Source organism: Streptomyces sp. AC1-42W (assembly GCF_003248355.1).
GTDB lineage: Bacteria > Actinomycetota > Actinomycetes > Streptomycetales > Streptomycetaceae > Streptomyces.
In genome coordinates, this window is record NZ_QKWY01000002.1 from 2,805,111 (window position 1) to 2,817,385 (window position 12,275).

10 protein-coding genes and 1 pseudogene are annotated in these 12,275 nt (G+C 66.7%); 4 read left to right on the plus strand and 7 right to left on the minus strand.

Features of this window, described 5'->3' with window-relative positions; genetic code table 11:
- Positions 1–2: 2 nt before the first annotated feature.
- Together DNK56_RS30510 and DNK56_RS30520 are read right to left on the minus strand one after the other, a co-directional pair.
- Positions 3–611, minus strand: coding sequence for a nucleotide exchange factor GrpE (locus DNK56_RS30510; RefSeq protein ID WP_111338999.1), 609 nt, complete (start codon positions 609–611; stop codon positions 3–5).
- Between the two features lie 283 nt (positions 612–894).
- Positions 895–2,730 carry a hypothetical protein gene (locus DNK56_RS30520; protein ID WP_111339001.1) on the minus strand — a complete coding sequence of 612 codons (1,836 nt, stop codon included), beginning with the start codon at positions 2,728–2,730 and terminating at the stop codon, positions 895–897.
- 464 nt (positions 2,731–3,194) lie between these two features.
- Here DNK56_RS30520 and DNK56_RS30525 point away from each other — a divergent pair, with 464 nt between their 5' ends.
- Together DNK56_RS30525 and DNK56_RS30530 are read left to right on the plus strand one after the other, a co-directional pair.
- A complete protein-coding gene (locus tag DNK56_RS30525) occupies positions 3,195–3,569 on the plus strand; it encodes a hypothetical protein (protein WP_111339002.1) in 375 nt (124 codons plus the stop codon).
- A gap of 11 nt (positions 3,570–3,580) precedes the next feature.
- Positions 3,581–4,309, plus strand: coding sequence for a nucleotidyl transferase AbiEii/AbiGii toxin family protein (locus DNK56_RS30530; RefSeq protein ID WP_111339003.1), 729 nt, complete (start codon positions 3,581–3,583; stop codon positions 4,307–4,309).
- Here the strand turns inward: DNK56_RS30530 and DNK56_RS36285 are convergent.
- On the minus strand, positions 4,273–4,737 hold the full coding sequence (locus DNK56_RS36285) for an ATP-binding protein (protein ID WP_342211051.1): 465 nt from the start codon (positions 4,735–4,737) through the stop codon (positions 4,273–4,275). The two genes, DNK56_RS30530 and DNK56_RS36285, sit on opposite strands and share 37 nt — an antisense overlap.
- A 35-nt stretch (positions 4,738–4,772) precedes the next feature.
- Between DNK56_RS36285 and DNK56_RS36290 the strand changes: the two are divergent.
- Together DNK56_RS36290 and DNK56_RS30545 are read left to right on the plus strand one after the other, a co-directional pair.
- A pseudogene (locus DNK56_RS36290) lies at positions 4,773–5,503 on the plus strand (DUF5753 domain-containing protein); the annotation flags it as partial.
- A complete protein-coding gene (locus DNK56_RS30545) occupies positions 5,500–5,691 on the plus strand; it encodes a DUF397 domain-containing protein (protein ID WP_111339680.1) in 192 nt (63 codons plus the stop codon). The pseudogene DNK56_RS36290 and the gene DNK56_RS30545, both read left to right, overlap by 4 nt.
- Positions 5,692–5,763: 72 nt before the next feature.
- Here DNK56_RS30545 and DNK56_RS30550 read toward each other — a convergent pair whose 3' ends face one another.
- From DNK56_RS30550 to DNK56_RS30565, 4 genes are all read right to left on the minus strand, one after another.
- Positions 5,764–7,275 carry a hypothetical protein gene (locus DNK56_RS30550; RefSeq protein ID WP_241990136.1) on the minus strand — a complete coding sequence of 504 codons (1,512 nt, stop codon included), beginning with the start codon at positions 7,273–7,275 and terminating at the stop codon, positions 5,764–5,766.
- Between the two features lie 840 nt (positions 7,276–8,115).
- Positions 8,116–9,372, minus strand: a complete 1,257-nt coding sequence (locus DNK56_RS30555) for a hypothetical protein (protein WP_111339007.1) — start codon at positions 9,370–9,372, stop codon at positions 8,116–8,118.
- Between the two features lie 259 nt (positions 9,373–9,631).
- Positions 9,632–10,216 (minus strand): hypothetical protein, encoded by a 585-nt coding sequence (locus DNK56_RS30560; RefSeq protein WP_111339008.1) that lies wholly within the window; start codon positions 10,214–10,216, stop codon positions 9,632–9,634.
- Positions 10,217–10,389: 173 nt separating this feature from the next.
- A complete protein-coding gene (locus tag DNK56_RS30565) occupies positions 10,390–12,144 on the minus strand; it encodes a DUF6119 family protein (protein WP_111339009.1) in 1,755 nt (584 codons plus the stop codon).
- Between the last annotated feature and the right edge of the window lie 131 nt (positions 12,145–12,275).

Sequence of the window (12,275 nt, forward strand, 5' to 3'; positions counted from 1 at the left end):
GGTCAGGCGCGGCGGGATCGGCGGCGCCTTGCAACCATCGACGGCTTACGTAGAAGCTGCCGCTGGGAACGAGTGGTGCGCCGTGGCTGAGCACGCACAGGTCCGGCCCCGGGCTCGGCCACTTCTACGGGATCGGGCGCGGGCCCAGGCACCGCGACGACAACCTCAGCGGGCCTCAACGTGGCGGACCCCTGACGGAAGCCGGTGGCCTTCTCCCGCAGCACGGTGCCTTCCGGACGGCTCGGGTGCGGCTCGGCGTCCACGACGCGCATCTCCGCCGGGTCGACAGCCCTGCCCACGACATCCATCGGCCTGACGTCGTACTGCTCGAGTTCCCGACGCAGCATCAGGTGGGCCGCGTGAATCTGCTCGCCCAGCGCGAGCGCGGCCGAAGCCTTCTGGCGGGCAGACCGAGCCGTGTGCAGGGCGTCGGCGCGGACACGCGTGTCGGCCAGCACATCGTCCAGGGTGAGCAGCGAACCCAGCAGGCCCCTCAGCTGCCCTTCGGCGGTTTTCCGCTTTTCGGACAGGACGGCGACCCTGTGCCGCAGCTTGTCGAGCTCGGACGGCGGGCCGCCGTCGGCAGCGGAGATGGGGCCGGGGCCGGTCATGGGCGCTCCTCGGTGTCGTGTCCGGGCAGGGGCGGGGTGAGCATCTCGGCGACGAGGGCGTCGACGGGCGTGTGGGAGTTCTGGTTGGCCCGGTGAACGAGCGCGTGTCTGGCCGAATCCTTCAGAGCCGCGGAGGCAGTGAGCTCCGGCGCCGCCAGTCTCCGGAGACCCAGGGGCCGGGTGCCGAGCGGGGCGTCGGGGAGGAGCTCGTGGAGGGTGGGGCCGAGCCAAGGGAGGAGGGGCGGTTCGGTCCCAGGGTTTTGAGGGGAGGGAGCGCCGGTGGTCAAAAGAGGGTGTCCTGTTCGAGGTCGGCTCGTCCGGAGGGGCGGAGAGCGGGGCCGAAAAGCGGGACTTGGGGCGGCATCCCGGCACCGATCCGTTCGGCGCAGTCGCGGTCGCGCCGTGCGCCGCCTGGGTCTCCCGCGCCTTCCCGGTCCCGGGCGCGGTGCAGGTAGGCAGCCTCCACGACCCGATCGAATCGCCCGTCCGTCCCGGTCCGCATCAGGTCCCGCAGGAACAGCTCGATGACGGCGGAAGGGGGCGCTGCGGTCTCCAGATGCTCCACGAGGTCGAGGAGCGCTGTGTCGAGGGCTTTCCGGATGTTGCGGCAGGCTGGACCGGACAGCGTCAGGGCCGTGTGCAGCAGTTCGACCCGGTGCTCGAGGGCGTCTCGGTTTCCTGCCGTGACGAGGCCATCGGCGGCGGCGACCAGGAGGTCGACGAGCTGCTCGTCGACGTCTACCGCGTCGTGGGAGTCTTCTGGGCCGACGCAGACGAGCATCGCGTGGGTCGCATGCTGTGCGTCGGCCGTCTGTCCCCGGACCGCGGCGGAGACGGCCAAGGCCGCGTAGTGGTCCTCCAGCCACATTCGTGCCGCCGCACAGTCCGGATCCCGCTTGAGCAGGTCCCGTACCGCCTCGTCATCGAGGCCGTCCTCTACGTCCGCACTGTTGAGCGCCCGGCGTAGATCCGCCCTCAGGAGGTCGTCGAGACCTGCGCGGGCGTCAGGGTGCCCGGGCGTCACGGTCAGTGCTCGGGCGAAGCGACCCCGGCTCATCGCGGGGTTGGAGTCGATGATCTCCCGGCCCTGACGGACCAGCTCTGCGGCCAGTTCGGCAGCCAGAGCGGTATCCCCGGGGAGGAGTGCACGGGCCTGCTCGAGTCCTTCGATGCGTACGAGGGGAGAGTTGCCGACCCCGGTACGGCTGCGCCCGACATTGTTCCCCGCCCGGCGGACGGCAGCCCGCTCGTCCTCCGGGAGGGTGTGCCCGAGTCGCACCGCCGTACCGAAGTCGGCAAGTGCCTCGCTCCACTTGCCTCCCTGTACCCGGGCCGTCCCCCGGGTGGCCAGGGCCCGGGCCAGCGGGATGGCGCACGTGCGGTGGCCGGGCAGCTCGGTCGGCCAGGTGCCGAGGTCGGGGTGGCGGGCGGTGAAGGCGGTGAGAAGGTCGCCACCTCTGCCTTCGTCGATGAGATGCCAGGCGGCTTCATCGAGGTCGACCAGGGCATGCGGTCCAGCGTCTGTCGGGAGGCGGCCGGGGACGACGGTCGGGTCCATGAGCTGGACCTGCCAGGCCGTGCGCCATGCGGTGAGGTCGTCCCGTCCATCCCGGACGTCCAGGGCGTGCAGCAGGCCGGAGATACGGTCGCGCAGCCGGGCGAGGCCCTGGCCCCAGAGAGCATCGGCCACGGGCGCACCGCGCCGTTCGGTGAGCAGCGCGCGGAAGTCCCCAGGGTCCTCCTCGTCCAGGAGATACGCCCACAGCACGATGGCGACCGACGCGATCCCGGCGTCGGTGTGGCGGCCTTCCTTGCCCAATTCACGGAGAGCATTCAGCGCGAACGCGTGGAGGACGCCGGTCGCCACCTCGTCCAGGTCCTCGGGGCACCGTCGTACTGCCTCGGCCCAGTTGCCGGCTCGCGCGGCCAGCGCGCCGAGCAGAGCGTCGTAGCGTACGGCGACGGGCTCGGTGCCGGGCAGGCCCAACTCTCCCTGGACGCGCTGCAGAAGCGGTCGGACGACTTGGAACTCGGCCCGCAGAAACGCTTGTTCGGCCGCGTTCAGCAGGGATTCCGCTGTGAAGTCCGGGGCCGGTCCTCCGGCGCCTTCCAGCTGCACGTGCTGTCGTCCCTTCGATCCCCCATGCGAGGAGAGTAACCGTAGGAAGATGTGTTGGCGATGTCAACACATCTTGGGGCGTGGGTCGATCTTGGCGCGATTTCGCCGGGCCGGGCGGCCCGCCCACGTAGAGGTGATCTTCGCGTTCCCGGAATGTCGGGGGAATGCCCCGATGCGCACCGTGTCACCGTGCGCATCGGCGATCATGAGGACATGAACGTTCCGCCCGCCGCATCCTCTGGTGCTTACCGGTCGATACGCCGTGCAGGCGCACGGCCTGGTGGAGCGGCTCAGGTGAGGTGGGTCCCATCTTCGCCTCCACTGATCCCGGCACCTGGCCACAGGCAAGTGGCGAGCCCGCAGCCAACTCCCGAACGATTTGCGTTGTAAACCACTAGTCTGGAAGTTCAAGACCAGGCATGCTTCCCATCCTGTGGAGGCTCCCACAGAAAGTGACAGCGCCTATGCCGGCTCCAGACGCTGCTGACGCGCTCGCGCCGGGCGTGACCGATCCATACAAGGTCAAGTTCGTACGCCGGCTCCCTGGAACGCTGGAGGAGCTGCACGGCCCCCGGCACGGTGTGGTCCAGCTTCCTCTGCACGTGGCGTGGTCGGGGCTGACGGCCTTCGACCTGGACCGCCCCCGTTCCCGGATGAGCCTGTACCGCACCGTCCTGGCCGAAGGGCTCTGCGACGACCTGCGCCGCTACCTCGACCGTGACCTGCTCCTTGAGCTCTGGCCGGTTCTGCGCAACCTGATCGGCCGGGCGGTGCGCGAGGCATGGGAAGAATCATTCCCCGAGCTGAGCTCCGCGACGGGCGGGGCTGCGGCCGCGTGAGGAAACCCGATATGCCGGAGCTCCACGCCCGGCTCCTGGACGAGGTCCTCACCCTCGGCTCGCCCTACCCCCTCGTCCTGACCGGCGGTTACGCAGTCCAGGCCCACCAGCTGACCGCCCGCCCGAGCCAGGACCTCGACGTCGCCACCCAGAGCCCTGCCCCGATGGACGACATCGCCCGCACCCTCCGCGACAAGCTCGTCTCACGCGGCTGGTACGTGGAGCTCCTGGAAACCGCCCCGCTCTCCGCCCGGTTTCTGGTCACCGACCCGCCCTCCGGTCAGACCTGCGAGGTCGACATCCTCAAGGAGGTCTTCTGGTATCCCGTCGTCCCCACCTCCTACGGGCCGGTCCTGTCCGAACAGGACGTCATCGGTACCAAGGTTCGCGCCATCGCCGAACGCGGCGCTCCACGCGATCTCATCGACGTCTATGCGGCCTCCCGCCGCTGGACCACTGCCGACCTGGAGCGGTTCGGCCGCCGCCACGCCCGCCCCGGCGGTCTGTTCGGTGAAGCCGAACTCCAAGCCCGTCTGGAGGGGGCCGACTGGTTCGAGGACGAAGCCTTCACCGCCTACGGGCTCGACGCCCCGGCCATCGCCGGCCTCCGCTCCTGGGCAGCCGCCTGGGCCGACGGCCTCGTCGCCCGCGCTGCCTCAGCCGGCGACGACGGTTCGGGAGCGGCCCCCGCACAGCACGACCCTTACGACGACTTCGACCCGGATGAGTACGGCCTCTGAGGCGACTGGATCGCGCTGACCGCTGCTCCGTGAAGCCAGACATCTCCTGCACTTTCGATGACGTAGGAGCGTTCCATGAGCGGCTGCGGAGTCGGGGGCGACGGCGTTGCCGAGAGCTCGGCACGGACTGTCTTGCCGGAGGGTGGAGAGGGGGCGCAGTCCCAGTCGTCGGCGAGGGCGGCGACGAGGAGCAGACCCCGCCTGCCGTCCGCGAGCGATGCGGGCTCGTAGGACGGCAGTTCGGGGCGCCGGTCGCCGCGGGCGTCGGTGACCTCGATGCTGAGGTGCTGGGCCGGAGGCGTATCGGCGAGAGTCAGGCGGAAGTCGCGGCCGGGGACGCGGCCGTGCCGGACGGCGTTCGACGCGAGTTCGGCCACGACGAGTTCGGCACGCTCCGTGAGGTCGGGTGGTGCGTCCCAGGATTGCAGCTCGTTGACGGCGAGGAGGCGGACGAGACGGGCACCGCGCGGAGCTCGCCGCCAGGGTCCGGTATTCCAAGCACACCGTGGAGTCGGTGGAGCTGGGCCGCCGGATGCCGGACGAGGCGTTCGTCGAGCGCGCGGAGAGGCGCTCGGCAACACGGGGGCCATAGGGAAGGCCGCCCGTCACCTCACTCGCGGGGAGGCCGGACTTGCCGCATGGTTCCGGAGGTGGGCCCGGCTGGAGCGGGAGGCGATGAGCCTGTGCACGTACGAGTGCCAGCTGGTGCCGGGGCTGCTGCAGTCGGAGGGGTACGCGCGGGCGGTGTTCGACAACAGCATCCCTCTGTTGACCGACGCACAGACGGAGGAGCCTCTCGCCGCCCGGATGGAACGGCAGGTCAGGATTCGAGAAGACCGAGCCGTACCGTTCAGCTTCATCGTCGAGGAGGCCGTGTTCCGTCGTGGGCTGGGGGTCCGCAGGTCCAGGCCGGCATGCTGGAGCATGTGTTGGAGCTGACCGCGCCACGTAATGTCACACTCCAAGTGGTGCCACTGGAACTCGAGTTCCACGGGTGCTTGGACGGTCCGGTCCAGTTGCTGGAGACGCGGCAGGGGCGGCGGTTCGGCTACTCCGAAGGACAGCAGAACGGGTGGTTGATCTCGGACCCGAAGGAGGTGGGTCTCCTTTGCCGCCGCTATGACACTGCGCTCGCAGGGCCTGAACCCCAAAGAATCGCGGGCTCTGCCGGAGCGATTGCGAGGAGAGCTATGAGAGTCCACGAGGCTGAACTAGCCTGGTTCAAATTCAGTTACAGCGGCACGCAAGGCGACAGCTGCGTGGAGGTCGCGGTCGCCGAACAGGTCGTCCACGTGCGGGATTCCAAGGACCTCGCTCTCCCGGCCTTCGCGGTGGGGCGCGAGGGCTGGGGACGGTTCGTGTCCTTCGCCACGAACACCTGAGCGGTGCATCGGGCGCCGTCGAGCGGCGGCGCTCGTCCGTCGACAGGGTTTCAGCTGCGCCACGCGGGATGATCACTGCTGGGCCATGCGGGTTTCCCATCCCCATCCGAAGTGGTGGCGCAGCGCCATACGCCAGTGCATGTGCATGGCATCTGGTGACGGTGTCAGCCGGTCCAGGTTGAACAGGACCTGGCGGTAGAGCGGATGAGGCCGATCGCCTCCGCGGTCGGTCACCAAAGCCGAAAACGGTGGGCTCGTGTCCGGGGTGTCGCGATCGACCTCGACCAGAACCGCCACCCTGTCCTCGGGATGAAGGGAAGACAGGGAGAGGTCTATGCGGGCGGCCAGTTCAGCCCACGTGGTCGTGCGCACCTCACCCACGTTGCGGCGAAGTGCGACTCTCACCGCCATCGCGTGGCGACGGATCTCCACCAGAGTCGGCCGAGCGGCGAGTTGCGCCAGGTGCTGTCGCCACCGGGCGATGTCCTGGATCTCGGCCGCGCCGAGTTCCTCCCCGACCTCGCGGGCGATTTCCTCGGCGTGGTCCAGGAGGCGGCGCAGCTGATCGGGGTGTAGGTCATCGCCCTCCTGATTGAGGCGTTCCGTGAGTGTGGAGAGGCGCTCCCACGTTCCGTACAGCGCTTCGGCGGATTGGTCCGAGAACCACTCCGTGAGCGTCTTCACCGTCCTGTCCGTCTCCGGCGGAACGACTACTCCGTCGAGCAGGAACAAGACCTGCTCGACGGAGTGCAGATCGTTGGTGCGCTGAGCCTCGCACGCCCAGTCGATGAGGGCGTCGCAGGCTGCCCGATGTCGAACGGCCGCCGATTCGACGCACGTTTGACGACTGGTCCGGGGCAAGCAGTCAGGTTTTGGGTTCGGTGAAGCCACTGAGGCCGTGCTCCACCGACCATTCCCGAAGGCCGCGTGAGCGCGTCGGCCTTCCCGTCTCCAGACGTCGAGCAACTCGGTCCAAGAGAAGCTCCTTGTCCAGCCGAGTCCGCGCAGCACTTCTGCGAAGAAGGGGGCCGGTCCGCCGTCGCGGTCCTTAACGAGTGCGGACAGGATGGGCTTCCCCGGTGTCCAGGGCTGCTCCGCCTGGACGAGTAGGGTCTGCCACCGCTCTGGGGTGAGCACATCATCCCTGATCCTAGCTCGCTTGCAGAGCGTCGAGACGGTGACGGCCCCTCCGCTCCGTGCAGTGTTCTCCAGCGTCCTTCGGAAGGAACGAACAAGGCTGGAGTCCGAGGGCGCCTGCACCGGTTCGGGCTGAGGCGGATGACGATCGTTGGTAGGCGAGCCTTCTTTCTTCTGTGGCGCAGCCTCAGCCTGTACAGGTTGCAGCCCTTCAGCTGAGATCAACCACCTGCCCTCTTTGTCCCACGACAGGGTTGCGCCGACCGGCAGGTACGAACGGTGAGGTTCTGGTGCTTCGCTATGGACCGGGAGCGCGATGCGGCCGGTGATGCGGGCCGAGACGTCGAAGTAGCGATGCGTCTCTGTGCTGTGCATCGACGTGGTGCCGGTGACGATGACGGAACCGGGCGGGAGGGGTAGAGGAGACGGGTTTTCGTCAGCTACCACGAGAGCATGGAGCGGGATGATGCCGTTGGCAGTCTGGACAAGACTCGGAGTGACGACCCCCTGAGGCGTGAGGGTGCAGTCCGTGAGCGAGGACCAATCCACCGGGCGGTCAGGAAACTGAGTCCCGATCTCTACCTCGCGGACCGCTCCAACGGATCGGCACTGTACTCGGAGGGCATATCCTTGACGTTCCATCTGCCAATTGGCCACGAAACTGTCAGGCCCGAACAGCCAGTCGAGTGATTCGTACCGGGCGTGCAGCCCTGCGTCCGCGCCTTCCCATTCCCGCTTCGAGCTCCGACCGAGCTGAACGCGTACGAGGCGCCGTCCGTCTTCATATGGAACATCTACTACGTCACCTACCTGATGCCCTCCCGGCCTGTAGTCGAGCTGACCGACTCTCTGCCTCTGGCTCTGCAGCCACTCGGCGAGAGCACGCCCGATATATAGGTGATCTGCGCTGGACTCGTCATTGGCGGTACGACGGCAGTGAACGGGTGGGTGGTGGGCAAAGTGACACTTCTTGTCAACGTACCGCTTGGGGCTGAGCGACTTTCCGCAGCCACCGAGGAGGATTCCGCAGTAGAAGCCGCTACGGGAGCGTCCTCGCATGAAGAGGTCAAACTCGTCGTGATCATAAGGAAGGAAGGCAGGCGCGTCGGAACCGGGCCGCCCGATGACGGCGGTCTGAACCTTACGGGTGTCTTCCTCCCTGGAGAACGGGGGCATGATTCGGCTCCGGTCGAGTGCGGGATTGAAACGGTGGGGTGCTGAGCTGATGCCCGTGAACGCACGGGCAACCGCTCCGGTCTCGTGTCGGCGGGGAAATCCTTCATGCGATCAGTGGCCGCGCTCCTGGGTGTCCTTGCCGCCCCTGCGGAGACGGAGCGCTCGCTCGGTGATTTCGCTGGAGAGCTTGCCCGTTGCCGATTTGGCGCGGTCGAGGGTCTCGGTGCCGATACGCCTGGCGACGTCGACGTTCTCCGCGCCCTTCTCCAGTGCTCTGTTCCTCACCTCCACTGCGGCGTCCTTCCAACGGCGTGCTTCCAACGACTCGGGGTCTCGCTCGATCCCGAGCCGCCCGTGGAAATCGACGACGGCGGCCTCGACGTGGTTGCGCGCGTGCACTACGTCCCGAGACGTGGTCGGGTGTGACAGCACTTTTGCGTTCGCTCTGCCGGCAGCCGCGTGCATTCTGGACATGAGGCGCTCCGTGCTCCGTGAGATGAGATCCACTCGGTTCTGCCGCGCGGCTCGAAGTCCGAGGCGATGCAGGTCCAGTTCCTCTGGAGACGCGTCCTGTACACGGTCGAGTTCGAGCACGGCGAGCGCGTCCTGAAGACGGAAGCAATGCGCCAGGACGACGAGCCATTCCCCAGCCTTGGACTCGAGATCCTTGGACGCCTTGGCGAGATCGCCGATCTTGCTCCTGCTTTCCATTTTTTCTGCGAGAGCGTCAAGCTGGCGTAGTGCGTATACCTGGGTAGCCGCGATCGTCGTTGCCGTGGTCTGTACCTTCGACCAAGTGATGTCGGAGACCCGGCCCACCTTCTCCCGGATGGTCAGAGCATCCTCGATTACGAGATCCACACCGACCATGTTCGACAAGGTGGCATCCTTCTGGGCGCGGAGCAAGTCATCGACCTTCTCGTCGATCGTGGCGAGATAGTCTGCTATTTCGTCCATGGCCTGCTGCATGGCCAGCTGCGCCATGGCCGTTGCGATATTGGCCAGCCGAGCCGGGTTGGTTCGGAGCGGTCCCGACCCCTTCACGAATTCGACGAATCCCTTGACCTGGCCGCTGTCGCCCTTCAATACACCTGTGCTGAGACCCGTCTTCGCGTTCTCTCTGAGTCCGTACTTGTCCATGCGCTTCGCTGACTCCTTGGTCAGCTTTACCCAGCGAGTTGAGTTGGCCGCCTTGTCGGCAGCCGCCTGAGCGACTCCGGCCGCGTTGCCGAGAGTAGATCCCAGCCGACGCGATCCGCGATCATTCGACGGGAGCCCCTCGGAGACGAGGAAGCGTTCGACCGCTATCGGACTTCCGATGACCGTTAGGCCGTCGCCATCCGTGATCAACTGAATCTCGTCATCCACGACTGAGCTCTCTTTCAGGGCGGGGTCAGGCCGAGGGGTCTCTACGGGCCGAACCATCTGGGCTTGGTGTGCGTCAGGCTGGAGGGCGGCGAGGTCGGGGCAGGAGCGGAGCGGCGTACCGTAGTCGCCTTCGGCGAGGCCATGGGCGCGACACCGCAAGAAGATGCTCAGCTTCGGTCGGGTGACGGCGCGGCGGTCGTCGTCTCAGCAGAGAGTATCCGGTGCCGCCGAGTTCGCAGGAGAATCTTGCGGTGGAGGGTCAATTTGCCAGCGCAGTACGCTCCACATGAGCGACCCTCAGGACGGCGATGTCGGAGGGCTTGTTGTCGCCTTCAAAATTCGAGTACTCGCCGAACTCGTTTTCGTCGGACTTTGTTTTTCCAGGGGCAAGATGACTGACTGAGATGTAGTCCTGTCCGATGAAGTTTCCGTCCTCGTCGAAGGCGTTGATGACGGCGGAGTAGCTGGCGATCTCATCGCCCTCGTTCCTGATCTTGTACTTGAACTTGTACGTGGTCTCGGCATCGCAGTCGTTGTAGCTCAGGTCGTCGTAGTCGTCGCAGTCCTCGTCGGCCTCCGCCTCGACCAGCCTGGCGGCCGATATGTCGACGGAACGCAGAGGGCCGAGGGAGTCGCTGTCGTCGCGGCTTCCCCACCAGAATCCGGCTGCGCCGGCGAGCAGGGCTGCGCAGGTTGCGATGGCGAGCAGGGGTGTCTTCCTGGAACGCAGTGGCGGGACCGGAGCGGTGAAGACGGGGTTGGAGGACGGCACTGGCGGCACGGGGCCGAATCCAGGGGTCGAGGCGGAGGCGTCGGCGGGGTTGACGGGGGTGGGCTCGGTCATGTGAGGACTCCAGGTCCATGAGCACGGGGCGTGGTTTGCGCCGCGCGAAGGCGGGTGGGGTGAGTGACGGGTGCATCGGCGGGGTGAAGGCGGAACGTCAGGTGCTGGGCTCGGAATCGGGGGAGGAACGTGACCGGTTTTGCGGACTGAGCCAGGTCCCTCGCGTGGTGCTCCTAAGTCTGTGCCTTGCTCGCCTTCGCGGCACGGTCTTCCGCGCCTCTGACTCGATAGTCGATTCCCTGGACGTGCACCTTGATGTTCAGGTTCTGGAGCGCCCGGGCTGCGTGCAGCAGAGAGATCTTGGAGACGGTGAACAGGGACTCGGGGGTGAGGTCCGTCCCAGTCTTGAGAGCGATGGCGAAGACGACGTCGCGGGGCTTGAAAGCAGCCTTCGGGAAGGTTTTGTTCTGCTTTCTCACGGCCGCGATGAAGGCGTCATTCGCGTCGGCCTCGGCGTGCAGGGCGTCTGCCGAGACGCGCCCCTGCACGAACAAGTGGCTGAGCGATCCCGACCCGTCGGCCCGTTTCACGTGGATGAGGGCGCCGTCGGTGGTTGCGAGATCCGCTGCTTCGAATCCGTGCGGGTGCAGTCCGCACTTGATCATCTCGCGGTCGAGGAACGCGTATCCCAACTTCTTGGACGCCAGCTGGTTGTAGCCGTGCTCGTGAACGTCTTTGAGCTTGAGGCGGGCCATCTCGCTCTTGGTGGGCCAAGGGGGCAGACGGTAGTCGGTGGATTCGCGAAAGAGTCGCTCGACCTCCGCCTCGACATACGCCTGGTGATCAGCACCGATCTGGTACCACCGGTGCTCGTGGAAGAAGAAATGGCTGCTGTCCAGGGGTACTTCTGCGGTGATCCACTTCAGCGCGTCGGTTCCACGGCCGACGGGGGTGCCATTCTCCACGTCGGACATCATCTGCAACTTCGTCCTCTTGAGGGCTTCGAGCCGCTTGTCCGCCATGTGGCCCGCAAGGAACTCGCGGAAGTCGTCGAGGGACACCTCGTCGAGGGGAAGGAAGCGGCTTCCTCCGTTGAGGCGAACGCGGACCGCCTCGGCTTCCTGTGTCTTGTCGAGAAGTTCGGACGGTGCCGTCAGGGCGATTCGCGCGTAATCCTGTGAGCCGTCCAGGGACTCGCCGAGACGCTGGTTGAGGCGTGCTACGAGAGGGTCGGTCGGCGCGAGACGCCGCACGTACGAGATGCGCTCGAAGCCCTTGGCGGGCTCGCCTTCCAGGCGTCCGCTGATGGTGCGCAGGTCTTCAGTCAGAAGTTTGGGGTCGTTGGCCAGATGCACCTTGAGCGAGTCACCGCCCGCTACGCGCGGGCGCGCCTTCTTGATGCGGGGGTTCTGCTCTGCGCTGAGCCCGATCTCCAGAGCGGTGCCGACGATGCGCGTACAGATCTCGCCGTACTCGTCGAGATTGAACGCACGGACGTTCTGGCCGCGGGCAGTGGAACTGCGGTCGGTGTGTGCCCTGGCATCCATCACCGTGTGCGTCAGCTGAGTCACCGTCCCTGGGTCGACCGTGCGCAGGGCGAAGTCAAGCCCGAAGAAAGGAGTCACACAGTCGGTCTCCAGGAGCAGGTGACCGCTGCCGAAGCAGATCGCGAACACTTGCTTGTCCAGCGGAAGAAGGATGACCGCTGCCGCCGTGTGGTTGGTGAGATCGAGGGGCTCACCGATGAGTTTCCCGGCGATTTTCATCCAGCCGGGTTGCTTCTGAGCGCCAATTCTTCCGTGTGACGCGACTGCCCCGATGCCGTTGAGGGTGATGTCCCGTACGGCGAACCCCTCGTGTTCGGCGTACCGGGGACGTAGCGCCGTGCGCAGCGCTTCGGGTGTGCCACCGATGTTCTGGAGCAGGTAGAGGGTGGTGGGCCGGGTGGCCGGGGGTTGAGAGGAGCTGGATATCTGCGATTCTGGCATGCCAAACCAATCGCTGGCGCAGAAGTTCCTGCGAGGCGGGGTGGAGCGTCGGGGCCGACGTAGCGCATCGGCTGGAGTGGCCGAGCGGAAGTCGGCGCATCATGTCGGCCCGCCCTCGATGAGGCTGGCCG

Coding starts and splice junctions, on each gene's coding strand:
- DNK56_RS30510 (WP_111338999.1), bottom strand. CDS start 611: ATGACCGGCCCCGGCCCCATCTCCGCTGCCGACGGCGGCCCGCCGTCC.
- DNK56_RS30525 (WP_111339002.1), top strand. CDS start 3,195: ATGCCGGCTCCAGACGCTGCTGACGCGCTCGCGCCGGGCGTGACCGAT.
- DNK56_RS30530 (WP_111339003.1), top strand. CDS start 3,581: ATGCCGGAGCTCCACGCCCGGCTCCTGGACGAGGTCCTCACCCTCGGC.
- DNK56_RS30545 (WP_111339680.1), top strand. CDS start 5,500: ATGAGAGTCCACGAGGCTGAACTAGCCTGGTTCAAATTCAGTTACAGC.
- DNK56_RS30560 (WP_111339008.1), bottom strand. CDS start 10,216: ATGACCGAGCCCACCCCCGTCAACCCCGCCGACGCCTCCGCCTCGACC.
- DNK56_RS30565 (WP_111339009.1), bottom strand. CDS start 12,144: ATGCCAGAATCGCAGATATCCAGCTCCTCTCAACCCCCGGCCACCCGG.